Origin of the sequence: Comamonas resistens (genome assembly GCF_030064165.1) — a bacterium.
Taxonomy (GTDB): Bacteria; Pseudomonadota; Gammaproteobacteria; order Burkholderiales; family Burkholderiaceae_C; genus Comamonas; species Comamonas resistens.
Genome location: NZ_CP125947.1, coordinates 2697533 through 2720291, shown reverse-complemented (window position 1 = coordinate 2720291; position 22759 = coordinate 2697533). Strand labels below are relative to the sequence as shown.

Here is a 22759-nt window from a genome sequence, read left to right as displayed (position 1 = left end):
TGCACCGGACACCCCAGTACACGCCCGGCACCGACGTGGCACGGGTATTTCAACCACCATGGAGATTGCAACATGAGCACGCATTTTTGGGGCGAAGGCAACATTGGCTCCCCGCCCGAGTACCGGGAGTTCCCCAACGGCAACGACGAGCCGCGGCGCTTGCTGCGGTTGAACGTGTATTTCGACAACCCCATTCCCACCAAAGGCGGTGACTTCGAGGATCGCGGCGGCTTCTGGGCACCGGTGGAAATCTGGCACCGCGACGCCGCGCACTGGAAGAACCTCTACCAGAAGGGCATGCGCGTCCTGGTCGTCGGACGCATGGAGCGCGAACCCTGGACGGACAACGAGGATCAGCCGCGCGAAACCTGGCAGATCAACGCGCGCAGCGTTGGCATCCTGCCGTTCCGCGTCGAGTCCGTGACCCTCAGCCCCAAGACCGCGCAGGACGCGCAGCCGAAGCCCCAAGCAGCCCAGGAACCGGCTGCGCCGAAGGAGGTCAAGCGCAGGAAGTGATCCGGCATGGAGGCGGTTGCGGTGCTTCGCTGCTATCCATGCACCTGCGAGCTATCCCCAGGGGATAGCTCCATCAACGTCCACCGGCTTCCACGCGCTCCCGAAAATCGCGGCTCCCGGCCCGCACACCCCAGCTGCACGCCATCTCCGCCCCAGCCATTCCATCCCGTGAAAGTGGTCGCCACCGCTTGCGACTTGTTTGCTGTTGCCCCTGGCGGTGCCCGGCATCCTCGATTCCAGCAACTCAATGAACCACGGAAATCGGATGGACGGATATGCGGCTGTTCTTGTGCGAGAAGCCCTCCCAGGGCAAGGATATTGGTCGGATTCTCGGCGCGACACAGCGCGGTGAAGGCTGCCTCAACGGCTCCGGCGTCACGATTACCTGGTGCATCGGCCATCTCGTAGAAGCGGCAGCACCCGAGGTCTATGACGCGGCGCTCAAGCGCTGGTCACTGGAGCAGTTGCCCATCATTCCCCAGCAGTGGCGGGTCGAGGTCAAACCCAAGACCGCCACGCAATTCAAGGTCGTCAAGGCGCTTCTGGCGAAGGCGACCCATCTCGTCATCGCCACCGATGCCGACCGCGAGGGCGAGCTGATTGCCCGCGAGATCATCGACCTGTGCGGCTACCGTGGCCCCATCGAGCGCTTGTGGCTATCGGCACTCAACGATGCGTCGATCCGCACTGCGCTCGGCAAGCTGCGACCGTCGTCCGATACGCTGCCGATGTATTACTCGGCGCTGGCACGTTCGCGGGCAGACTGGCTCGTCGGCATGAACCTCAGCCGTCTTTTCACTGTGCTCGGGCGGCAGGCGGGCTACGACGGCGTGCTGTCGGTCGGACGTGTCCAGACCCCGACCCTGAAGCTGGTCGTGGACCGCGACCGCGAAATCGCGGCTTTCAAGTCGGTGCCGTTCTCGGCCATCGACGTGTCTCTGTCCGCAGAGGGTCAGGCTTTCGCCGCGCAGTGGGTTGCGCCCGACGGCTGCACCGACGACGCCGGTCGTTGCCTGCAACAGCCGGTCGCCCAGCAGGCGGCGCAGCAGATTCGCGCTGCGGGCAGCGCCCAGGTGGTGTCGGTCGAGACCGAGCGCGTGCGCGAAGGCCCGCCGCTGCTGTTCGACCTGGGGACGCTTCAGGAGGTCTGTTCCAGGCAGCTCGGGCTGGACGTGCAGGAGACATTGCAGATCGCCCAGGCCCTGTACGAGACGCACAAGGCCACGACCTACCCGCGCTCGGACTCCGGCTACCTGCCCGAAAGCATGTTCGCCGAGGTGCCCACTGTCCTGGACAGCCTGTTCAAGACCGACCCGTCGCTGCGACCGATCATGGGTCAGCTCGACCGCTCCCAGCGTTCGCGCGCCTGGAACGACGGCAAGATCACGGCGCACCACGGCATCATTCCGACGCTCGAACCCGCGAACCTCTCTGCTCTGAGCGAGAAGGAGCTGGCGGTGTACCGGCTGATCCGGGCGCATTACCTGGCGCAGTTCCTCCCACACCACGAGTTCGACCGTACCGTGGCTGAGTTTTCCTGCGGGCAGCAGACGCTGGTGGCCACCGGTAAACAGGTGGTCGTCAAGGGTTGGCGTCTGGTGCTGGCCGAACCGAAAGCGGATGAGGACGGCGACGACGCGACGCGCAGCCAGGTGCTGCCCCCGCTGCGTGAGGGCCTGGCGTGCCAGGTGGCCGAGGTCGAGATCAAGGCGCTCAAGACGATGCCGCCCAAGCCCTACACCCAGGGCGAACTGGTCAAGTCGATGAAGGGCGTTGCGCGCTTCGTGACCGACCCGCGTCTGAAACAGAAGCTGAAGGACACAACGGGCATCGGCACCGAGGCGACGCGAGCCAACATCATCAGCGTGCTGATCGCCCGTGGCTACATCGTGAAGAAGGGACGCTCCATTCGCGCATCGGATGCGGCGTTCACGCTGATCGACGCCGTGCCCGCAGCGATTGCAGATCCCGGCACCACTGCGGTGTGGGAGCAGGCGCTCGACATGATCGAGGCCGGACAGCTCACCCTGGACGTATTCCTCAGCAAGCAGGCCACCTGGATTTCGCAGTTGACCGCGCAGTACGGCAGCATGTCCCTGTCCATCAAGCTTCCCCATGGGCCAATATGCCCGCAGTGCGGCGCACCGACGCGCCAGCGCACCGGCAAGAGCGGCCCATTCTGGTCGTGCAGTCGCTACCCCGACTGCCAAGGCACGCTGCCGGTCGAATCCGGTACGCCCAAGCGTGGCGCTTCGCGCTCGCATAGCAGCGGCCGCAAAGGCACCTGACCGACTCCGTTTCCCGTGGGCCGCGCTCTGTTTCAAAGGCGTGGCCCGTGTCCCGCACGCCCCTGCGGGTCGCCCAGCGCGCAACGCCTTCTTGTCCGTGTGCGCGTCCCGTCCAGCCGTCCCCGGCTGCGGGACCTGAAGGTAGCTTTTCCGCGAACCGTCTCCCGCGTGTTCTGCTGGTCTGTGTTTCTCCCGCCCACTGCGAAGGGTCCCCCGATGGCTTGCCAGGCTGCGCGAACCCTCCGGAGACCCTTTGTGGTCAGCGGTATTCGGTGCCGGTGCCCACCGGCGCAAAAACGGGCTCCCTTTGTGCGCGGATGTGCGCCAGACGATGCCGGCCCCAGCCACGACATGGGCCGGGTGTGATTGCTGATGAGCAGACGGTTCTAGCGACGACCGGGCCTGCAACAGCCCACGGGTGGTTATTTCCTCCCGAGCCGAAGGTCAGCGAGCCTTCGGCGTCTTTATCTCGCCGATCAACATTCCGACCCAATGGACGGCCACAGCAACAGGAAACCGACGCATGCAACAACCGGAGAAAGTACGAGCCGCGTTCGAGCGCGACCTTGGCAACAAGGTGCTGTTCATCAAGGGCGGCAAACTGCTGTTCATCGATGGCATCAACCTCAAGGCCATCGCCGACCGTAAGGCGTATTTCGCTTCGCTGCGTGCGCGGCAGGCGCAACCCATTGTGGTCCTGGCCGAACTGGGACAGGACGAGGCATTCGCCCTGTGGAAGCAGCATGTCCTGGGCGACACGCCCGAGTGAGCCAACGCACCCACGCACCACCCTGACAGCCCGCACTTGATGCGGGTTTTCTTTCTCTGCGCCGATCAATCCGGGCTGGGCCGAATGCCGTTTTCCAACTGACGCAGCGCGGCCCCCGCATGAAGCTGCCCGCATGTTCGCTGATTCGTCAGCACATGCCAGCAGCCATGGGTTCCTGGCTGCCGCGGGTTCTTCCCGCGTAACCCGCCAGTCCGTATCGCATCAAGTCTGCGGACGCGCGTCCCCGTGACGCCGATGCTTTTTATCCACCGCGTGCGGGAGCTGCCATCCCGTGAGGGACAAGGCCTCGCTTTTCCAAGGAGCCTACCCATGTCCCACATAGCCTCTTTCGGCCAGTTGGCCTTGACCTATTGCGGCAAGTTCCTGCCGCTCGAAGTCCTGCAAAGCGCCGCCGGCCACTACATCGGCACGCGCGATACCGAAGGTCCCGTTTCGCGGGAATCGCACGAGTACTTCCGCAGCCATGCGGCGGCTCAACGTGCCCTCGAAAGAGGCGGCTGGTCCCAGCTCGCCATTCCCTGATCCAACTGGAGGAATCACGCCATGAATCAACTGCTGCCGCAGGAAGTCGTCGATCAGATCATGCGGGAAGAGCAGCATTTCGCTGCCGCGCCCCAAGCCTTCTTCGAGGCCTGGAAGCGTGGTGCCGAGATCGCTGGCCCCGAATGGTTTGGCGATGGCACCCGTGACGGCCTGAACCAGGCCAAGAGCAAGTGGGATCTGCGTCCCAACATGCTGCGGCTCAACGACGCCCTCGGTGTCCTGAGCAGCGGGCAACGCATGTTTCTGTCCGCCATGGTCAGCTTCTACAACGCGCGCGAGGGCGGTGCCATGCTCAAACGCTGCCACTTCCACGGGCTGTCGGACTTCGACGGTCTCGACCTGGAACGCCGCAAGGTCATTGCCGACTTGATGCTGAACTACAGCGGTTGGTGACCCCGTTTCCGGCACACCATCGCCTTTTCGTTCCCCACGAGAGACATGCGCCTACACGGTCATGTCCCTCAATTTCCTTTCCGTTGCCCAGCGTAAGGCTGAATCAAAGCCAACGATCACCTCTGCCTGACGCATTTTCCACTTTCAACCCACCGGGTCCAATTCCCGGTGGCGGGAATTGGCTCCATTATTCAATCAGGAGCGTTCCCATGTCTCAGAATCCAAATCCCTTTCTGCGCGGCTACTGGAATTTGAACATCGTCCGCACGCTGTCCATCAGCTACGAGGACGGAAGCCCGCATGTCTGGCGAAACATCCACCCGAGCCAGCAACACCTTTCCGACCAGGAACTGATTTCATCGTCCTGCATCGTCACCAGCGATTTCGCGGTGGTCACGAACGGCTCTGAACCTGTGAGTGCCGAGGTACTGGCCGAATGCGATGCCGATGAAGGCGTTAACGGCGAAGGCGTGATCAATGCCGTGGTCTATGCCATTCATGGCGAGGACTTCGACGGTCGCCTGATCCACGTTGGTGACAGTTATTCGGTCGAGGCCGCGCGGGAAGTCGTGCAGCGCCTGAGTTTCGAGACCGGCTACTACAGCCGATGCTGGGAGATCAGCAGCGCGCACATCAGCCCGGAAACCGACCAGTACCTCGCCAATCTGGCGGATCTTGCCACGCCGGAGGCCTTTTTGTTCATCGCCTTTCGGGTTCCGTACAGCCCGGCGATCGGCGTCAAGCTGATCTCCACACCCTGGACGGACAAGAACCTGGAGCACGCCGAGGGCATCACCGCCGAGCAGCTTCGGCAGGAGCACCGCAGCAAGGGCATGCCAGACGACCTGGCGAACATCCTGGAACTGGCTGGGCAGGCCGATGTGCGCATCCTCATCCTCGACGCTGACGCGCCCGTGTTGCTGGGCCTGCCGCTGGCCGAGTCCTAGAGCAAACACACCACGCGCCCACCTTCCTCTTTGTCCTCCATGCCAGCCCGTCTCCTTTCTGGGAGCCGGGCTGGTCCAATTCCATAGGAGCACTTTATGTTCCCCGACCTCATCTCGCCCGCACGCGACTTCGAGCATCAGCTTGGAGCCTGCGTCAACGCCATGGGCCAGGACGACGCCATCGGCCAGATCCTGGTATTCGAGCGCTTGAGCGGCATGCTGCACATGCGCCATATCGCCAGCGCCGATCTGGCAGACACCGACATTGATGCCTACGAAATGGTCGTCTTCGACGGTGGCAACACCGGCGGCGACACGTGGAAGCACGTGTTCTTTCCACGTCAGCGCGAACACTACTTCGTGTACCAAGCCTGACCACCCAGCCCCTTTCGAGGGGCTTTTCTTGTCGCGACGCAGGAAAGCGGGTGCGGCGCGGTGCGGTTTCCTGAGCGCAGGCGGCTCACTCCAGGGCCATCCTTGCCCCATGTTCGTCGGCGTTGCCGACACATGCCCAGGCAGCCAAGACCTTCAAGGCTGCAAGCGCGGGAAACCGTGCTGGTTGTTTCTTCCTACGGACGCATTGCGCCCATTCACCCACAAGGGACCTCTCCCTTGCGGGCGGGGAATCCCTTGTTCTTCCTCAAGGAGATTCACATGGATCGCTCTCTTATCAAGACCCTGATGCCTTCGCTGGTCGCAGGCCATGTGCCCCGCAACGTGCGGTCGTTCAAGTACCGCGTGTTCGATGATCAGCCACAGTCCTCGACACTGGGCTTCATCATTGATCCCCAGCCCTTCGACGGCAAGGTGGTCGCAGCCAGCGAAGACGCCATCGTCGTCAAGCTCAAGCCCAGCGAGTTCGCGGTACTCGATCCCAACCTGGTGACCAGCATTCCCAGTGAGGGCACCAAGGTGCATGTCCAACCCTATGCCCGTCGTCGTTTCGACGGTCTGCGTGCGGACACGCCAGAAGAGCGCACCGAGATGATGTCCGACGGCACTCCCTACACCGTCAAGACACACATCCTCGGCTCCGCGCCGGCCAAGCTGCCCATTCCCGAGCCGCAGTGCATGGAACTGGGTCAGCTCATCGAGCAGTTGGAGGAAATGCCGGCGCCCGACGGGTTCCGGCGCATCACCCACATGCTGGTCGATGCGGGCGCCCACGACTTCACCTGGGTCGATCCGAAGCCGTCCAGGATCATCGAAACGCCTCCGGCGATCAGTTTCACGGTTTCGACCGCGAAGTTCGCCGGCCAGGTGACGATCCTCTACCAGCGCGGCAGCGATACCTATGCGGTGGAGCTGCGCCGCGACGGCGAGTTGGTCGATCGGCACGACGAGGTGTATTTCGACATCCTCGGCGAAGTGCTGGAGCGGCTCATCGACGACGGGCGCTGGCGTCTGATCGATGTGAGCGTGATCGGCGCGGAGACGTCCCGACGGCGCCGCGCTGTACCGGCGTGACACCACGAAAAGAACCAGGCGACATGCCCCCCCCACAGGCTCTCCCTCCATTCGGAAGGAGGGCCTTTTTTCTGCCTGGGAGATTTCATCAAAGGGAATCGACCGGATGCCGATTGATGGCTGTCTCGCGCGCGAGGCCCGGCCATGCTGAGCCCATGCCTGCTGACGTTGTCAGCGACATGCCAGGCAACCATCGGTCTTCGAGGTTGCGGCGCAGTTCCCACTGCGTGACCGAGCCAGCTCGCACCACATCCATCCGCGAGCGGCCACCAGTCTCTGGTGGTGGATGCTTTCGCCTTATCAACCCATCGCGGGGTTACGCACCTTTCCCCGCAGCGTGGGGCCGGTGTGTCTCCGCTTCATCCCTATGGAGATTCACCATGAGCACCACGTCCAACGAGAAATCGTATTTCGACCTCCACACCTCGGGCATCGGTTACATCCAGCGTGCCCGTGAAGTGCCTGTCCGGGGCGGCCGCCGCGCGCAGCCTTTCCTGGCATGCACCATCGCCGCGCTGGTCGGTTCCGCAAAGGACCCCAGCTATCGCTATTGCGACGTCAAGGTCTCGGGTGCCGAGGCCAAGAAGCTGGTCGAGCGCTACATCGGCGTTGACGATCCCAAGCAGCGCCCACTGGTGCGCTTTCGCCTCGGCGACCTGTGGGGCGATGCATACATCCGTGACAAGGGCGATCAGAAAGGTCAAGCCGCCGCGTCCCTCAAGGCGCGCCTACTCAAGGCCGAGCCGCTTGACCGGGCCGAACTGGCTTCGATCAGGCAGCACGAGCTGATCACCCGCGGCATCGGCTACCTCAGCCGTCCGAAGGACGTCACGCCCAAAGATGGCGACCCGTTCCTCTCTTGCACCGTCGCCGCGCTGGCCGGGCCTGTCGATGAACCGGAGTATCGGTACTTCGACACCATCGTCACCACCCCTGAAGCCGAGCATCTGGTTCGCCGGTGCGTGCAGGCCATCGAAGGGGACTGCAAGGTGCTGATCGCCTTCCGTCTCAACGACATGAAGATCGATCCGTACATCCGCACCAAGGGTGAACGCGCTGGGGAACCGGCCGCAAGCCTGGAATCGACGCTGATCCACATCGGCCTGATCAAGATCGACGGCACCAAGGTCTATCCGACGAGCCCCGCGCAAGCCGAGACGCCGCCAGCCCAGGACGCATCCGCGTCCGAAGCCGAGGACGCCGACCCCGCTGCCGATCAGCCTGCCGAGCCCGCCGAGCGCGAGCCCGAAGGTGAAGTCGAGAAGCAGGAGCCGGCATTGGCTGCTTCGTTCTGATCGGCAAGGCCCTCGCGGGCCTTGTCGTTTTCCCAATCGCTAAGGAGAACCATCATGGCAGCCACATCGGCATCCGAGAAATCGGTCTCGCCCATCGTCGTCCCCGGCCAGCTCACGCTGCGCACCATCCGCGGCAAGAACGGCCCCTTCACGGTCGGTCGCCTCGCCACGCACCTGGGTACCTTCGAGGTCAAGGACCCGGAGCTGGAGCAATACCCCGAAGGCAAGTACGACGGGGAATTCATCATCAGGTACATCTTCCCGAAGTCCTACCCGGTCGGTGGCGGCATGCGCTTCGAGATCCGTGCCAGCCTGGACGGGATGACGCTCTACGACATCGACAAACTGAGCCGTGACGAGGCACGCAGCTTCGCCACCCAGGACGTCGATCCGCTCGATGAAGAGCTGGGCGCGCAGCCTGCAGTAACGCCGGCAACACCGGCCAAGACTGCCAAAACGTCCAAGCCCGCCAAGCCCGCACCCGTGCAGGCATCCACGGATCCGCTGGTCGATACCACGCCCTTCGGCGTGGATGCGCCGACGCCCGCTGCGGCAACTGCTCCCGGCAGTACCGAAGATGGCGACGCCGCGCTGTTCAGCTTGCTCTGGCCACTGGGCGAGTCCGTGAAACTGGATTCGACCATCGACCGCCGCACCCTGCGCGCGCAGATCGTCCGCCTGGGCGAACTGGGCTACGCGCTGGACTTCAAGACGCAGGAGTGGAGCCGCCAGGCCGAACTGCAACCTGCGTAGTACTGGACACCGCATCTGCGGTGTTCATCCACCCGCCGGGGGTCTTCCCCACCGGGGAGGCTTCTGGCTCAATTTTTCCAGGAGGCCTCTCATGGGCTGGTATTTCTCACCCCAATCGCGGTCTGAACTGATCGCGGAGTTGATCGCACCGCAAGAGACCGAGCGCGCCAGCGTCAAGGTCATCGCCCACGCGCTGCGTGGCAACGTCCTCTGGTCCGTTGTGCAAGTGACGGCCAAGGCCGAAGGCGTACACCGTGATCTCGCACCGGGCCAGTCCCTGCGCACCATCCGCTGCGATCTGCTGGAACGCAGCGGCAGCCAGTGGGGCTACAAGCCGCTGGACGAATCCATGCACCCGTACTACTACTCGTGCCCGCTGTCCTATCTGAACCTCGCACCGGAGCAGTCCGCCGACTGGCGTGCAGGCGTTCGCGCTTACCACGCACGGCGGCGCGCACCCAAGGCGACCACAGCCCCAGCTACGGCGCTGACGGCCTGAACCAGAGCGTTTTACTTCCACCCCAAGGGGCAGCACTTGCCCCTGCGGGCGGTGCTGTTCCCGTTCATCCGAGGACACCACCATGCCCGCAAACACTTCTTCCACCACGCTGTACCGCATCGACGAATGCCCGGACGTGATGGCCGACGCTTGCGTCGGCGATGACCAGGGCAACCTGATCTTCCTGTCGATCTGGGCGCGGGACACCGCCGTCCAGCAGTTCCTGGCTCGCCTGACCCTCGGGCGCGACGAGCAGGGGCTGGAGCAGTTCCACCTCATCACCGACCAGGACGGTAGCGTCCCGGTGTTCGTCGGCAACGTCGATCGCCTGGAAAAGCGCATGACCCGCGCCTACCGGCGAACGCTGTTCGGTTCGCTGTCCAACGTGTGGCTGTTCGATCGGCGCTGCGTCAAGCCCGACAAGGCCAACGCCAGCGCACTGGCATTGCTGCCCCGCGATAGCGACCACCGGCTTGACCGCCTGTGGACGTTGGTGCAGGACACCTGCCCACTGCCATTGCTCGACCACTGGCGCGAAACCGTGCTGGAACTGCTGCAAAGCCGCGAGATGCTGACCCGTCTGCCATTCGCCCTCGGGCCTTTAGTGGGCCATCGGCTCGCCATCGACGTGCCGGCGCTGACCCAGGCGCTCGGCTCGCTGATCCGCAGTGACGTGCTCACCGCCTATCCCTATCCGGCCAAGATTTGGACGCCGGAAACGGTAGCGGCTTGACCCACCTGCGCAGGCACGCCAAGGCGCGCCTTCTCTATTCATCCCCGCCAACCAGGAGACTTCCATGGCTCTCATGTTCCCGCGGCTCGCCCGCAATTTCGTGAAGAACGGGTACTTCCCGACCGACGAACCGACGCTCGAAAGAGCCCTCAATGCACTGATGCCCAGTGCGCCTGAATCCAATGGGCCGATGTGCATCCTCGATCCCTGCGCCGGCGAAGGCGTGGCAATCGCCGAAGCTGCTCATGCCCTCGGGCGCGAGCAGGCCAGGGCGTTCGCCGTCGAGTTCGACGCAGAGCGGGCGCGCCATGCCCGCAGCCTGGTCGATCACTGCCTGCACGCGGACCTGATGGACACGATGATCTCCAAACAGTCCTTTGGGCTGCTCTGGCTCAATCCGCCGTATGGCGACCTGTCCAAGGATGTCAACGGCAACATTGGCTATCAGGGTCAGGGCCGTGCCCGCCTCGAAAAACTGTTCTACCAGCGCACGCTGCCCCTGCTGCAGTACGGCGGCGTGCTGGTCTTCATCGTCCCCGGCTACGTGCTCGACGCGGAGCTGGTTGGCTGGCTGACGCGCCACTACACCGATCTGCGCATCTACCGAGCGGTGGAAACGCAGTTCAAGCAGGTGGTGATCTTCGGACGGCGGGTGCGCCAGCGTGAGCAGACGCCCGATGGCGTCAAGGCCGTGCGCAATCTGCTGCTGCAGGTTGGGCTTGGCGAAGTCGAAGCCGAGGAGCTGCCGAGCGAATGGCCGTTCCTGCCGTACATCGTCCCCACCAGCCCGGCGGAGCCGGGGCATTTCTTCCGCGTGACGATGGAGCCGGAGCAGTTCGCCGATGAGGTTGGCAGGCTGCAAGGCCTCTGGCCGTCGCGGGATACCCAGTTGGGGGCCGCGCAGCAGACGCTGCGTCCACCGGCGCGGGCCTTGTCCCACTGGCATCTCGCCCTGGCTTTGGCTGCGGGCGCGATCTCGGGAGTCGTGCAATCCAAGACGGGGCGCGTGCTCGTCGTCAAAGGTGACACCCACAAGGACAAGACGCTCCAGCGGGAATTCACCGAACGCGAAGACGGCTCGATTGCCGAGACGCGCATCCTCACCGACAAGTTCGTTCCCGTCATCCGCGCCTGGGACATGACGCCGGGTTCCGCCACGCGGGGCGAGGTGTTGACCATCCGCTGATCGTTTCTCCACCGCCGACGGTTCGCCGTCGATTTTTTCCACCCACCGGGGTCCAGTCGCCCCGATGGGGTGCCGCGGCCCTTCCATATCAAGGAGCCTTCCATGGCAGCCCAAGCACTTTCCATCAGCCAGACACCGAGCCTGCGCTTCTCGCCCGGCCAGGTGGTCATGACCTGCGGCGTCGATGACCTGGTCCAACAGGGCCGGCTCAACCCGATTCCGTATCTGCGCCGCCACTTCGGTGGCGACTGGGGCGACCTCGACGACAGCGACAGGCGGCAGAACGATGCCGCGCTGAAGTCCGGCGAGGATCGTCTGTTTTCTTCCTACCAGGTCGCACCCGGCCTGAAGCTCTGGATCATCACCGAATGGGATCGCAGCGTCACCACGCTGCTGCTGCCCAGCGAGTACTGATCTTCTCCAACGCGGGGCCACCGACACCCCGCAAGGGTGCCGTAGCCCCTTCACTCAGAAGGAAGCCACATGACATCCAACCAACATGACAAGCACCGCCGCAAACGGCTGTTCGAGATCGGTGCACTGGAGTTCAGCGAAGGCGTCGAACGCCTGATGAACGAAGGCCGGCTCGATCCCATGCCGCTTTTCGAACGCCACATGCGTGGCGACTGGGGCGACGTCGCAGATAACCAATGGCAACAGAACAACGCTGCGTTGGAGTCTGGCGAACGCCTCGATTCGTTTTACGTCGTCACCCGTGACCTGAGCATCCGCATCTTCACCGAAGCAGATCGCAGAGCGACCCGCATCGTGCTGCCGTCCGAGTACTGACCGCGAGTTGTCACCGTAGGCCGCGAGCGCCTGCACTGTCCAACCACCGACGGTTCGCCGTCTATCTTCCCATCACGGGGCATGCCATCGCCCCGCTGGGGTGGTGCATGTCCCATTTTTCTTTGGAGCATCACCATGTCCCTCGATCTCGACACCACCGCCAACGATTCAGCGCCCGTACAGGACGAACTGCTCGAAGCGGAATCCAACCCTCTCACCCTGAGCCTTCAGGATTTTGTCGGCGAGTTCGGCGACGAACTGCTCGACTCTCTCAACCGCGCCAACCCGCCGGTCTATGCCGGTCAAGCACAGGCGCAGCGACAACTCGTCGTCGCCAGCCTCAAGCGCAAGTTGTTCCAGGCCCAGGCCGACGTTGTCCATGCCGCCGCCGAGCTGCTGGTCGATCAAGGCGAGCGCGCTGCGATCGTCAACGGTGAAATGGGCTGCGGCAAGACGACCGTCGGCATCGCCACGGCCGCCGTGCTCAACGCCGAAGGCTACCGCCGCACCCTGGTGCTTTCGCCACCCCACCTGGTTTACAAGTGGCGGCGCGAGATCCAGGAGACGGTGGCCGGCGCCAAGGTCTGGGTGCTCAATGGCCCGGACACGCTGGTCAAGCTCATCAAGCTGCGCGAGCAGTTGGGTGTGCAGCCCACGGGCCAGGAGTTTTTCATCCTGGGCCGCGTCAGGATGCGGATGGGGTTCCACTGGAAGCCGGTCTTCACCCAGCGGCGCACCCGCCACGGCGACGTGGCAGCCTGCCCGGACTGCGGCACGCTCATCACCGACCTCGACGGCGAGCCGGTCAACCCGATCTCGCTCGAAGCCGAGGAGTCCCGCAGGAAGTGCAGCCACTGCGCCGCGCCCCTGTGGACGCTGATCCGCCCGCGCAGCCTGTCCGGCAGTGACCAGTCCTCGGTCGTCCTCAAAGCCTTGAAGCGCATCCCGACCATCGGGGAGGTCACCGCGCAGAAGCTGATGCAGAAGTTCGGTGACGGCTTCCTGGCCTCGATGCTGGGCGACAACATCCATGAGTTCATCAACCTCATGGATGGCAACGGCGAGCTGGTGTTTTCCGACCGTCAGGCCACGCGCATGGAACGTGCGATGGCCAACATGGAGTTTGGCTTTGGCGAAGGCGGCTACCAACCGTCCGAGTTCATCAAGCGCTACCTGCCGCAAGGCACGTTCGACCTGCTCATCGCCGACGAGGCGCACGAGTACAAGAACGGTGGCAGTGCCCAGGGCCAGGCCATGGGCGTGCTGGCGGCGAAGGCTCGCAAGACCTTGCTGCTGACCGGCACGCTGATGGGCGGCTATGGCGATGATCTGTTCTACCTGCTGTTCCGGGCGCTGCCTGGACGGATGATCGAAGACGGCTACCGCCCGACCACGAGCGGCAGCATGACCTCGGCTGCGATGGCGTTCATGCGCGATCACGGCGTCCTCAAGGACATCTATTCCGAGAGCACCGGCACGGCGCACAAGACAGCCAATGGCACCAAGGTATCGGTGCGCACGGTCAAGGCTCCCGGCTTCGGCCCGAAAGGCGTCTTGCGCTGCATCCTGCCGTTCACGATTTTCCTCAAGCTCAAGGACATCGGCGGCAACGTCCTGCCGCCGTATGACGAGGAGTTTCGTGAAGTCCAGATGGACGTGGCGCAAGCTGCGGCCTACCGCGATCTGGCGGGTCGGCTGACCGCAGAGCTGAAACAGGCTCTGGCGCGACGCGACACGACCTTGCTGGGTGTGGTGCTCAACGTGCTATTGGCCTGGCCGGATTGCTGCTTCCGGTCGGAGACCGTGGTGCATCCGCGCACGCGCAACACCTTGGCGTTTGTCCCGGCTCAGTTCAATGAGTTCGAGATCAGCCCCAAGGAGCGTGAGCTGATCGACATCTGCAAGCAGGAGAAGACACAGGGCCGCAAGGTTCTGGCCTACACGGTCTATACCGGCACGCGCGACACCACGTCGCGCCTGAAGGGGCTGCTGGAGCAGGAAGGATTCAAGGTGGCGGTACTGCGCGCAAGCGTGGATGCCAGCCGCCGCGAGGACTGGATCGCCGAGCAACTGGACCGGGGCATCGACGTGCTCGTCACCAATCCCGAGCTGGTCAAGACGGGGCTGGACCTGCTGGAGTTCCCGACGATTGTGTTCATGCAAAGTGGCTACAACGTGTACTCGCTCCAACAGGCAGCACGCCGCTCCTGGCGCATTGGGCAGAAACAGCCCGTGTGCGTGATCTACCTCGGCTACGCCGGTTCCTCGCAGATGACCTGCCTGGAACTGATGGCCAAGAAGATCATGGTCTCGCAGTCCACCTCGGGCGATGTGCCCGAATCGGGGCTGGATGTTCTGAACCAGGACGGTGATTCCGTCGAGGTCGCACTGGCCCGGCAGTTGGTCACCGCCTGATTTCCACGCCATCGTCGGCCTAGCGCCGCCGGCTCACTCATTTCCACCTTGCAGCCATGCCCACGCTTACGTGGACATGGCTGTGCTTTTTCTTATCCCAACAAGTTCCATGAACGCCAACAAGCGCAGAGCAACTGCTACCGGCTGGTTCTGGCAAGCTTTGTAAGATCGCTTGGTCTCTTGCGCCGACCGGGAATCTTGACAATTAGGATAAACCGCGACTGATCCTCGCCTGAGCGATGAACGCGGCGAGCCTCAAATAAACTCGTCAAATGCGGGGTGCCTTCGCGGTTGGGTGTCGCCAAGTCGAGCACCAACAGTACGCCTAATCGGATGCTGACGTTCTGGTAGTCCGCCGTTTGTGCTGCATATGACTTAAAAAGCGCATCGAAAGAACAGTCCTTTTCCTCACGTTTCACCTCGACAACGAGACGTTCTGGGCCAGACTTCAGACGTATATCGGCTCTGCCACTCGCAATGTTTGTCGGTTCAAGGTCGCTCCCTGCTGCATACGTTGCCACCCAGCGAAAAAAGTCCTGCTGTAGTTCATCCTCGTGAGGCAGTGAACCATCATCGCGTTCGAAGAGATAGGCGCCAGTTGGGTCATCGCCCTTAGTCAATTCCAGACGATTGAAAATAAAACGAACCAACCAGAGAAGCACGGTATCGAAGAGACGTGCCCCGTTCGTGTTCGCGCTGTAGTCGGAGTGCCCACGAACTTCGTTACAGCAGCGCTCTATGACATCGGCTTCGGCACTTGTCATGTTGGAAAGTTGCAGAGATATGGCGTTCGCGACTACACCCAGAAGGACATTCCTCTGTTCTTCTGGAATGCTGGACCCTGCGATGATGGCGGCGAGCCGGGCCCGTTCATTCGCCGCCTCAGGAGGGTTTTCCCGACCGCCTGACTGTTCAACGAAGGCATCAATCTGTGCAATCAGATCCTGCGCTTCCGCAATCCATTCATGGGTCGCGTTTTGCTGGAGCCACATGCGAACTTGATGCACCTGTCCGGCCCGAGTGGCGACACTTGCACGTATTCGAGGCCTGACCATCGCTTCGACGCCACCGTGCTGATCTCGACGCAAGATCGATCGACTTGCGCTGTACACCGACAGGAGACCTTCCTCGATGACAACAGCCGGTTCCCACCAACTCGGTTCGTCAAGTGCGCCTGCCAGTCCCGCAACAGCACTGGCCAACACACTCCAACACACCGCTTCGGTCTGCCTCGCCCCCAGCCACGGAGGGCCGGAACCTCCGGACCAGGCGTGGAGCTCGAACGCATGCTGCTGAACGCGAGTGCTTACGACACTGATCGATGCGCTTGCGGCCCCGCTGTGGAAGCTCAGGAGTAGGTCGAGGCCATCGAGGTACAAGCTGGCTTCAGGATGGTGATCAGACACTCCGTCGGACTCTCCAAACCAGTCTCTGGCGTCACGGAATGCCGTGACTGCCGCGTTGCTGTCCCCTCTATCCATGGCTTCAGCAAGAGCCGCCATTCCCAACTCGAATGCTGCCTCGGGCCGGACCGCTTCGAGTTGGGCGAGTTTGTGCAAAACCTCGACCAACTCCTTGTCACGCCAGTGCGAAAAAGCGACACCGACAATCTTGGCGGCCCGCCGCAGGAACTCTGTATCGTCGCTTGGCGCAAGACCGAGGAAGAAGTCCAGTAAGCGAAGTTGCCAGCGCCTGTTGTCTCCGGCCCAGCGAAACGCGCCATCAAGCGCCGCGCCGCGCGATAGCCCAGAGAGCGAATGGTCGCCGGTTGCGGCCTTTGCAAGGAAGAGCATGAAGCAACACTCATCTCCGTCGTCCGGCAGCGGGCGATGATGTTCTAGGATATCGACCGCTTCAAGGAGTACGAAATCTGTTGTTGCGACCTCCAATAGATCGTGCAGGACGCCTTTGTACACGTCCCGATCTGCTGTTTTTGCATCGTTCCACCCCAACACAAGCGGGTGAAGCAGTTCGGGCATCATGGGCGTGCTACCGAGCGATCGTGCTGCCGACGCAAGCTTCGTGATCCCGCCAAGATCTTCCAACTGCCAGTCCCGCCCGCTCTTCACGGCCTCTATAAGTTCTGCTTCAATCGGATGCATGTTGGTCACCACAGGAACGCATTGCCGGCAACCTCACGGCGATTCGTCTCCGGTATGTGATCGGTTATAGCCTTGGACGAGATACCGGCAACAAACACTTGAAAATGCGGCAGCTTGGTAAAAACTTCCTGAAGCCCCGCAATAAGGTGATCGACGTCGACAGGGGATACTTCTTGAGCAGCGGGCGAATCAATCATGAGCAATCCCGGGTGCCGACCAATACCCCGCGCTTCAGAGATTTCAATCATCGCAAGAACGGTCGCCACCTTCAGACGTAACTTCTCGCCTTCCGTTACCTTGCTGTAGCTCGTGGGCACTCCTCCTTTGACCAAAGATAGAGCTGCGTTTCCCTTCAGTGACGCCTCCAACAAGTTCTCCATTCCGAAGGCCTTGGCGTATTCAACCAGGCGTGCAGAAACATCGGTGAGCAAACCATCTCTCACGGCCTTAACCCGAGCCTCTGTTTCCGCCACGACAGCAGACAGAATTTTCAGTTCGTCGCTTCGGTTGTCAGCTTGTGCAACTGGGCTTATTGAGGCCTCCGCCAGCCGACCTTCCAGAGCAGCTACGGCTATTGCGACCTCTTGCCGTCGCACTGCGGAACCTAGCTCTTTAGAAGCTGATTCAAGACGACTTTGCAAGATGTCAATTTTTTCTCGAAGGGTGGCTAAGTCAGCCTCCACTTCTTCTTTTTTGGTCGAGGCGCGCGCTACTGCGGAATCAGATTCCGCAACCCGCTCCTGCAGCTCAGCCTTGATCGTCTCGCCATCTTCGGAGCTCGTGATCGACTCACCGCAAACAGAGCATGAGTGGTTGGAACTTTCAAGTTCCTTCTTCACCTTGGAGATCGTGTGGTCGCAACGAGGGCAACACTTGGGTTCCAGACGACGAAACACTGCCATTGCGGACATGGCATCCATGTGTGTCTGAAGGTCCCGCCGATCCTCCTGATGAATGGCCGTGAGTTCTCGGAGCGCGGCAACGGCGCGTTCCGCATGTTCGACCATGGCTCGTTCTTGGCGACGAATATCAGCTAGCTCGGCCGCATCCGCATCAATGGCGTTGCGCAAGGCCTCATCGCTTGGAATCTTCGCTAGGTCGGCACGTTTCTCTGCCAGTTGGGCGCTAATGCTTGCAATGCGCTCTTTGCTTGCCTCATGCCCCTGTTCATTTTTTCTCGCAAAAACTTGAACAGCTTGCTCAACGATCTGGTGCGCGGTCTTCGCAGCAGCGAGTGTTGAAACCCACGGAACGCCGAGGTACATCTGCATTAACCGCGATGTGAGGCCAGTGGTGACGGGCATGTCGCCAAGGAGTACCTCGTAGTTAGTGCCGATGAACATGGCGCCTGAAAAGGATACCCAGCTATGTGTTACCGATTGACCTTCGTCTTCTTTTCCCTGTCGCCAAGTCGATATCGGATCCATCGCGAACGTGCGCATGAAGAAATCTGCCATGACTGCTTCGAACTCGCCATCGGTAGCAAAGTCGGCAAGAACGGTTTTCCCCGGTTTGCCTCCGCTAGGGCTGGGCGCACGAATACGGTACAGGCTGCCGATAGGCTCACCCTGAGTTCTGGCAACGATCTCGTATTCGTCTGAATCAAGGAGGAATCCCAGCCTCACGGCATGAACCCATCGTCGCACATCGTCTTGCAAGTTGCTTGATGGTCTTCCTCTTATCATCCATCGAACAATTTCGATGATGGTTGATTTGCCCCGTAGGTTATGCTCAGAAAGCATGGCCCACAGACCGTGATCAAGGGCCGTCCAGGAAAACGCGAAAGGGCCAGCATTCGCGATGCCATCTTTCTCGCCAGAAAACTCGATCTCTCGCAGAACAAGTCTGCGAGGCTGGGCAAGTACAGGTGATGGTTGAATTCGGTGAGCGGAAAGGACGCCCTCAACTGCGGCAGTCTCCACTTCTGCTCGATTTGCTATCGCGCGCAGCCATTCTTCCTTGGGTTTTGCCATATTTCTCCCCATCGTTACACGGATTTCAGCTGTATCAGGCGAACTCGTACATCTTCGGTGATGGCCGGGATAACTCCGCCCAACTTGGTTTCTGCGTAGCTCGCGCGCTGATACTGTTTTTGTTTCAAAGCTGTCCCACCCATAGGACCCGCGATCTTGGCTACCAATGCAGCCCTATCCGCATACCATTGAAGAATGGGCTCCTGCGACACTGCGGTCGAGCAGACGTCATAGCCGGACTTCGTAAGAACGAAATCTGTCTCCAAGACCTTGTTTTTGGCTCCCTTGGTGCCAGTGATGCGAATCAGATCCCGGGACCTTAGCAGCGAGAGGGCATCATCCAGCCGCTCATAGGCACCAAAGAAGTACCGAACCATAGGAACACGGCGGAGGTCAGGCTCCTCGTCGTCCAAGATCACCTGCGCTGCTTTGTAGTAGCTCTTGTCCTTTGTCTCTGCGAACAAATCAAGCAACTCCGCCGCAAGATAGTCTGGATTTCGCATCCAAAAATCGAAAGCTTGTAGACGTGCTTCGCCTTTGAAGACGAGAGCATGCTCAGCCGTCGGTGGTTCGACAGGGCTGCCTCCTGCTCTTAAGACGAACAAAATTCGCAGTGCATCGCGATGAGGTGACCGAATCGTCATGCCGCTTTGTTTCTCCTAGAACCTAATTTGGTAGTCGCCAAATTCCATCGACCCACAACAGCATGCGAGCAGTGATCCTGTGGGCATATCCTGATCCAGATCGATTCCTTGCAGGCAAGGCCAATAAAGGCACATGCTCGGGCAATGTAACCCAAAGTAAGTTGGCGAGGAATGACAGATAGAGACGGTCTCCGCTTTCGTATTGCCACCCCCGGCACTACCCCAAGACAGAAAAGCGGGCACCACCCAGTTCGCATTCCTGGCTGACCGCGCAGCGACGCGCCGCCAAGGTATCGGCATCGCAACAGAAGAGCCGATGCCATGCCCGCAATCCCTGTATCACGGTGTCTGGTCGGCGCTGGTCTCCTGGCTGCAGCGCTGGCCAGCGGCTGCACGACCACGACCGCGCCGCTGGTGCCAGACGCCATAGAAGAAGTCGCCTCCGTTCCCGAACCCGAGGCACTCGAGTTCATTCCCGTCGTGCGCTATGGCCGCTACACGCTGGTCGAGCTGGCACCCACGGCGGCGCAGCGTGACTTGCTGTTGCAGACCATCGACGTGTCCATGCCCGAGGACGCCCGCACCACGGTGGGCGATGGCCTGCGGCATGTGCTCAAACGCAGCGGCTACCAGCTTTGCGAGACGTCCCGCGCCGTGAGCGAGTTGTATGCGCTCCCGCTGCCGGCGGCGCACCTGCATCTTGGCCCCATGACCTTGCGCGATGCGCTGCTCACCCTGGCTGGCCCGGCCTGGGAACTGCATGCGAATGACCGGGCACGGCAGATTTGCTTTGAGCAGGCTGGAGGCAGCGCGACCGCCGAGCACGCACACGAGCCGCCTGTTGCCGAGGCGGTGCAGACGTTTCCGCTGATGCCTTCGGTTTCGGGAGGCCAGCCATGAATGCCGCGCAGTCTCCCCGTCGCCCGATCACCGCCGTGGTGTTGCAGAGCCTGATGTGGCTCTGGCTGATCGGCCTCAGCGTTTTCGTCGCACTCGGCTACCAGGCGGTGAACGAGCAGGCCGACCAGAATCAGCTTGATACCCGCCTGCAACGTCTCGAAGCGCAGGCGATGGGCCTGGCCGAGACCATTGATGCCATCCAGCAGCGTCCAGCCGTCGCAACGGCGGCAGACCTCAAAGACACCCGCGAACTCCTGGAAGCACGCGCTGCCCAGTTCGAGAAAACGCTGAGCGGCTATGCCGCTGCTGACGACCTTCAGGCGCTGCGCACCGAGGTCGAGCAAATCAAGACGCGCCAGACCGTTGCGCGCGCAGCAGCACCCGCTCAGCCGCGCTCACCGAGCAGGCCCACCGCCAAACCAGAACCGCCGCCACTGCCATTTCGCATCGTCGGTGCCGAGCTTCGCGCTGGTCAACGCAGCCTGTCCGTTGCGCCGAGCGCCGGGTCTTACACGCCCGACCAGCTTGAGGTGCTGCTGCCCGGCGATTCGCTCGGCCCATGGCGCTTTCAGGCGGTCGAGGGCAACTCCGCCGTGTTTCAGGCCGGCGACCAGACCCGTCGCGTGGCGATCCCTTGAGCTGAGGACACGACATGAAGCCAGCCATCATCCTTTCCGCGCTTCTGCTCGCGTCTGCCCAGTTGCCCACCTGGGCGCAGCAGCCGGCCACGGCTCCCGCCCGCAATGCACAAAGTCAGGAGCGCTCGCTGATCGCCCGCACCCTGGACGACCGTGTGGCAAGCAACTGGGGCCTGCAACCGCAGGAGTGGGCGCGTTATCGCGAACTGATGGACGGGCCGTTGGGCATCTACTCGCCCAACCTGGACCCACTGTCCGCCCTGGGCATCGAGGCGCGCACCGACGAGGAACGGCGCCGCTACGCCGAACTGCAGGTGCAGATCGAGGCGCGCCGTGTCGAGAAGCTGCTCGCCTACCAGCGTGCCTACGACGAGGCCTGGCAGCGCCTAAATCCCGGCATGCAGCGGGTGAGCCTGCCTGACGAAAAACCCGGCGCCGGCACAAGCGCCAACCCCTTGCGCGGTTCAGGCCGCACAGCAGTGTTCGTCAAGGACGGCTGCGCGGCCTGCGGGCAGCTTGTGCAGCGCCTGCAATCCTCCGGCACCGAGTTCGACCTGTACATGGTTGGCAGCCGCCAAGACGACACACGTATCCGCGACTGGGCCAAGCGTGCGAACGTCGATCCGGCGCGCGTGCGCAGCGGTGGCATCACGCTCAACCATGATGGCGGGCGGTGGCTGTCGCTGAGCTTGCCCGGCGACCTTCCAGCAGTCGTGCGCGAGGTGAACGGCCAATGGCAACGCCAGCCATAGCGGCCACCTCCGTTTCGCAGTGCTTACGCGCACTGGTGCTCGCTGCTGGCCTGTACGCCTGCGCCGCCCATGCCCAAGAGGTTCCGCCACCGGCCTACCAACTCGCCGCCCAGCGCGCAGGCATCCCCTCGACGGTGCTCTACGCCGTGGCCTTGCAGGAGAGCGGCATCCGCCGCAACGGGCGCATCGTCCCATGGCCGTGGTCGCTCAACGTCGCTGGCCAGTCGCGTCGTTACGCCACACGCGCCGACGCTTGCGCCGGTTTGCAGCAGGCGATGCGCGCCACGCCGCACACGCGCATCGACGCGGGCCTGGGTCAGATCAACCTCGGCTACCACCAGCAGCGCTATGTCAGCCCGTGCGACTTGCTCGACCCATACCGCAACCTCGCCCTCGCCGCTGAAATTCTGAAGGAGCAGCACACCACTGGCGAGGACTGGTTACTGGCAATCGGTCGCTACCACCGCCCTGCGGGCGGAGAACCTGCCGCACGTTACCGGCGCAGCGTGTCGCGCCACCTTGCCCGTGTGCAGGGCACGCACCCAACCGCCGCGGCCCTCGCCGCGCACCAGGAGACATCCCCATGACGAAGCCCCCTCTGGCCAACCTCACGCTGAAGGGCCTGCTCTTGCTGCTGGCGGCTCTGCCACTGGCCTCGAGCGCCGGCGAGCCGCTGATCGTGGTCGAAGACCGTGGCGGCACATCGGCGCTGCCGTACTACGAGGCTCTGAACCTTCAGCCGCGCGCCGATGCTCCGGCCCGACAGCCTATCCCGATGCTCCCGGTGCCCGCCACGCCCATGGACGAGGCCGCGATGTTGCCGGTGCGCAGTGCCAAGCTCACGCTTGGCACCGTCGCGCGGCGGGTGATCGAGGCACCGGGCCTGCGGCCTTTCGTGGTCGTCGGCGACGACGAGGCGTCCCAAGCCTGGCTGCGCCGCCAGGCAACATCCCTGCGCGAGCGCGGCGCGGTGGGCCTGGTGGTTAACGTCGAGACCGTGCAGGGCCTGGCACGGCTGCGCGCCCTGGTGCCGGGCGTGCCCCTTGCGCCTGTGGTCGGTGACGACCTGGCCGAGCGCCTGGGTCTGCGCCATTACCCGGTGCTGATCACAGCCACCGGCATCGAGCAATGAAGCC

23 protein-coding genes and 1 pseudogene are annotated in these 22759 nt (G+C 62.6%); 21 read left to right on the top strand and 3 right to left on the bottom strand.

Going from position 1 to position 22759, the window contains the following annotated elements:
* The first annotated feature begins 72 nt into the window (after nt 1–72).
* The 16 genes and pseudogenes from QMY55_RS12715 to QMY55_RS12640 all read left to right on the top strand — a co-directional run bounded on the left by QMY55_RS12715 (nt 73) and on the right by QMY55_RS12640 (nt 14614).
* On the top strand, nt 73–516 hold the full coding sequence (locus QMY55_RS12715; protein ID WP_125277419.1) for a single-stranded DNA-binding protein: 444 nt from the start codon (nt 73–75) through the stop codon (nt 514–516).
* Between the two features lie 275 nt (nt 517–791).
* On the top strand, nt 792–2804 hold the full coding sequence (locus tag QMY55_RS12710; protein WP_125277420.1) for a DNA topoisomerase III: 2013 nt from the start codon (nt 792–794) through the stop codon (nt 2802–2804).
* Nucleotides 2805–3342: 538 nt separating this feature from the next.
* Nucleotides 3343–3573 (top strand): annotated as a pseudogene (locus QMY55_RS12705) (hypothetical protein); the annotation flags it as partial.
* A gap of 330 nt (nt 3574–3903) precedes the next feature.
* Nucleotides 3904–4116 (top strand): hypothetical protein, encoded by a 213-nt coding sequence (locus tag QMY55_RS12700; RefSeq protein WP_125277421.1) that lies wholly within the window; start codon nt 3904–3906, stop codon nt 4114–4116.
* 21 nt (nt 4117–4137) lie between these two features.
* Complete coding sequence (locus QMY55_RS12695) at nt 4138–4530, top strand: hypothetical protein (protein WP_125277422.1); 393 nt, start codon at nt 4138–4140, stop codon at nt 4528–4530.
* 209 nt (nt 4531–4739) lie between these two features.
* Nucleotides 4740–5477, top strand: a complete 738-nt coding sequence (locus QMY55_RS12690) for a DUF5983 family protein (RefSeq protein ID WP_125277423.1) — start codon at nt 4740–4742, stop codon at nt 5475–5477.
* A 96-nt stretch (nt 5478–5573) separates the two neighbouring features.
* Entirely contained in the window at nt 5574–5852 is a 279-nt protein-coding gene (locus QMY55_RS12685; protein ID WP_102774531.1) for a uridylate kinase, read from the top strand.
* Nucleotides 5853–6131: 279 nt separating this feature from the next.
* The gene (locus tag QMY55_RS12680; protein WP_125277424.1) at nt 6132–6944 is read left to right on the top strand and encodes a GTPase; all 813 of its coding nucleotides are present in this window, start codon (nt 6132–6134) and stop codon (nt 6942–6944) included.
* A 380-nt stretch (nt 6945–7324) separates the two neighbouring features.
* Complete coding sequence (locus tag QMY55_RS12675; RefSeq protein WP_125277425.1) at nt 7325–8239, top strand: DUF3577 domain-containing protein; 915 nt, start codon at nt 7325–7327, stop codon at nt 8237–8239.
* Nucleotides 8240–8293: 54 nt separating this feature from the next.
* The gene (locus QMY55_RS12670; RefSeq protein ID WP_125277426.1) at nt 8294–8992 is read left to right on the top strand and encodes a DUF3275 family protein; all 699 of its coding nucleotides are present in this window, start codon (nt 8294–8296) and stop codon (nt 8990–8992) included.
* Nucleotides 8993–9083: 91 nt separating this feature from the next.
* Nucleotides 9084–9491 carry a hypothetical protein gene (locus QMY55_RS12665; protein ID WP_125277427.1) on the top strand — a complete coding sequence of 136 codons (408 nt, stop codon included), beginning with the start codon at nt 9084–9086 and terminating at the stop codon, nt 9489–9491.
* Between the two features lie 82 nt (nt 9492–9573).
* Entirely contained in the window at nt 9574–10224 is a 651-nt protein-coding gene (locus tag QMY55_RS12660) for a hypothetical protein (RefSeq protein WP_125277428.1), read from the top strand.
* A 40-nt stretch (nt 10225–10264) separates the two neighbouring features.
* Nucleotides 10265–11410 carry a class I SAM-dependent methyltransferase gene (locus QMY55_RS12655; RefSeq protein WP_257504843.1) on the top strand — a complete coding sequence of 382 codons (1146 nt, stop codon included), beginning with the start codon at nt 10265–10267 and terminating at the stop codon, nt 11408–11410.
* A 102-nt stretch (nt 11411–11512) separates the two neighbouring features.
* Nucleotides 11513–11824 carry a hypothetical protein gene (locus QMY55_RS12650; protein ID WP_125277430.1) on the top strand — a complete coding sequence of 104 codons (312 nt, stop codon included), beginning with the start codon at nt 11513–11515 and terminating at the stop codon, nt 11822–11824.
* Nucleotides 11825–11893: 69 nt separating this feature from the next.
* Nucleotides 11894–12199, top strand: coding sequence for a hypothetical protein (locus tag QMY55_RS12645; protein WP_125277431.1), 306 nt, complete (start codon nt 11894–11896; stop codon nt 12197–12199).
* 135 nt (nt 12200–12334) lie between these two features.
* The gene (locus QMY55_RS12640) at nt 12335–14614 is read left to right on the top strand and encodes a helicase-related protein (RefSeq protein ID WP_125277432.1); all 2280 of its coding nucleotides are present in this window, start codon (nt 12335–12337) and stop codon (nt 14612–14614) included.
* A 137-nt stretch (nt 14615–14751) separates the two neighbouring features.
* Here QMY55_RS12640 and QMY55_RS12635 read toward each other — a convergent pair whose 3' ends face one another.
* From QMY55_RS12635 to QMY55_RS12625, 3 genes are read right to left on the bottom strand one after another with little or no spacing between them, the layout of a single operon-like run.
* The gene (locus QMY55_RS12635) at nt 14752–16716 is read right to left on the bottom strand and encodes a hypothetical protein (protein WP_180729979.1); all 1965 of its coding nucleotides are present in this window, start codon (nt 16714–16716) and stop codon (nt 14752–14754) included.
* A 5-nt stretch (nt 16717–16721) separates the two neighbouring features.
* Nucleotides 16722–18689 (bottom strand): coiled-coil domain-containing protein, encoded by a 1968-nt coding sequence (locus QMY55_RS12630; RefSeq protein ID WP_125277433.1) that lies wholly within the window; start codon nt 18687–18689, stop codon nt 16722–16724.
* Nucleotides 18690–18703: 14 nt separating this feature from the next.
* Nucleotides 18704–19333 (bottom strand): hypothetical protein, encoded by a 630-nt coding sequence (locus QMY55_RS12625; protein WP_125277434.1) that lies wholly within the window; start codon nt 19331–19333, stop codon nt 18704–18706.
* A gap of 321 nt (nt 19334–19654) precedes the next feature.
* Between QMY55_RS12625 and pilL2 the strand changes: the two genes are divergently transcribed.
* The 5 genes from pilL2 to QMY55_RS12600 are packed head-to-tail and all read left to right on the top strand — an operon-like array spanning nt 19655 to nt 22755.
* Nucleotides 19655–20233: a PFGI-1 class ICE element type IV pilus protein PilL2 gene (pilL2, locus tag QMY55_RS12620; RefSeq protein ID WP_125277435.1), complete on the top strand. Its 579-nt coding sequence runs from the start codon at nt 19655–19657 to the stop codon at nt 20231–20233.
* A complete protein-coding gene (locus QMY55_RS12615) occupies nt 20230–20871 on the top strand; it encodes a hypothetical protein (RefSeq protein ID WP_125277436.1) in 642 nt (213 codons plus the stop codon). The genes pilL2 and QMY55_RS12615 overlap by 4 nt, the downstream gene beginning before the upstream one ends.
* Nucleotides 20872–20885: 14 nt before the next feature.
* Nucleotides 20886–21623, top strand: coding sequence for a TIGR03759 family integrating conjugative element protein (locus QMY55_RS12610; RefSeq protein WP_125277437.1), 738 nt, complete (start codon nt 20886–20888; stop codon nt 21621–21623).
* The gene (locus tag QMY55_RS12605) at nt 21605–22210 is read left to right on the top strand and encodes a transglycosylase SLT domain-containing protein (protein ID WP_125277438.1); all 606 of its coding nucleotides are present in this window, start codon (nt 21605–21607) and stop codon (nt 22208–22210) included. Before QMY55_RS12610 ends, QMY55_RS12605 begins: the two co-directional genes overlap by 19 nt.
* Nucleotides 22207–22755 (top strand): integrating conjugative element protein, encoded by a 549-nt coding sequence (locus QMY55_RS12600; protein WP_125277439.1) that lies wholly within the window; start codon nt 22207–22209, stop codon nt 22753–22755. The genes QMY55_RS12605 and QMY55_RS12600 overlap by 4 nt, the downstream gene beginning before the upstream one ends.
* The last annotated feature ends 4 nt before the right edge of the window (nt 22756–22759 follow it).

Coding starts and splice junctions, on each gene's coding strand:
- QMY55_RS12715 (WP_125277419.1), top strand. CDS start 73: ATGAGCACGCATTTTTGGGGCGAAGGCAACATTGGCTCCCCGCCCGAG.
- QMY55_RS12710 (WP_125277420.1), top strand. CDS start 792: ATGCGGCTGTTCTTGTGCGAGAAGCCCTCCCAGGGCAAGGATATTGGT.
- QMY55_RS12700 (WP_125277421.1), top strand. CDS start 3,904: ATGTCCCACATAGCCTCTTTCGGCCAGTTGGCCTTGACCTATTGCGGC.
- QMY55_RS12695 (WP_125277422.1), top strand. CDS start 4,138: ATGAATCAACTGCTGCCGCAGGAAGTCGTCGATCAGATCATGCGGGAA.
- QMY55_RS12690 (WP_125277423.1), top strand. CDS start 4,740: ATGTCTCAGAATCCAAATCCCTTTCTGCGCGGCTACTGGAATTTGAAC.
- QMY55_RS12685 (WP_102774531.1), top strand. CDS start 5,574: ATGTTCCCCGACCTCATCTCGCCCGCACGCGACTTCGAGCATCAGCTT.
- QMY55_RS12680 (WP_125277424.1), top strand. CDS start 6,132: ATGGATCGCTCTCTTATCAAGACCCTGATGCCTTCGCTGGTCGCAGGC.
- QMY55_RS12675 (WP_125277425.1), top strand. CDS start 7,325: ATGAGCACCACGTCCAACGAGAAATCGTATTTCGACCTCCACACCTCG.
- QMY55_RS12670 (WP_125277426.1), top strand. CDS start 8,294: ATGGCAGCCACATCGGCATCCGAGAAATCGGTCTCGCCCATCGTCGTC.
- QMY55_RS12665 (WP_125277427.1), top strand. CDS start 9,084: ATGGGCTGGTATTTCTCACCCCAATCGCGGTCTGAACTGATCGCGGAG.
- QMY55_RS12660 (WP_125277428.1), top strand. CDS start 9,574: ATGCCCGCAAACACTTCTTCCACCACGCTGTACCGCATCGACGAATGC.
- QMY55_RS12650 (WP_125277430.1), top strand. CDS start 11,513: ATGGCAGCCCAAGCACTTTCCATCAGCCAGACACCGAGCCTGCGCTTC.
- QMY55_RS12645 (WP_125277431.1), top strand. CDS start 11,894: ATGACATCCAACCAACATGACAAGCACCGCCGCAAACGGCTGTTCGAG.
- QMY55_RS12640 (WP_125277432.1), top strand. CDS start 12,335: ATGTCCCTCGATCTCGACACCACCGCCAACGATTCAGCGCCCGTACAG.
- QMY55_RS12635 (WP_180729979.1), bottom strand. CDS start 16,716: ATGCATCCGATTGAAGCAGAACTTATAGAGGCCGTGAAGAGCGGGCGG.
- QMY55_RS12630 (WP_125277433.1), bottom strand. CDS start 18,689: ATGGCAAAACCCAAGGAAGAATGGCTGCGCGCGATAGCAAATCGAGCA.
- QMY55_RS12625 (WP_125277434.1), bottom strand. CDS start 19,333: ATGACGATTCGGTCACCTCATCGCGATGCACTGCGAATTTTGTTCGTC.
- pilL2 (WP_125277435.1), top strand. CDS start 19,655: ATGCCCGCAATCCCTGTATCACGGTGTCTGGTCGGCGCTGGTCTCCTG.
- QMY55_RS12615 (WP_125277436.1), top strand. CDS start 20,230: ATGAATGCCGCGCAGTCTCCCCGTCGCCCGATCACCGCCGTGGTGTTG.
- QMY55_RS12610 (WP_125277437.1), top strand. CDS start 20,886: ATGAAGCCAGCCATCATCCTTTCCGCGCTTCTGCTCGCGTCTGCCCAG.
- QMY55_RS12605 (WP_125277438.1), top strand. CDS start 21,605: ATGGCAACGCCAGCCATAGCGGCCACCTCCGTTTCGCAGTGCTTACGC.
- QMY55_RS12600 (WP_125277439.1), top strand. CDS start 22,207: ATGACGAAGCCCCCTCTGGCCAACCTCACGCTGAAGGGCCTGCTCTTG.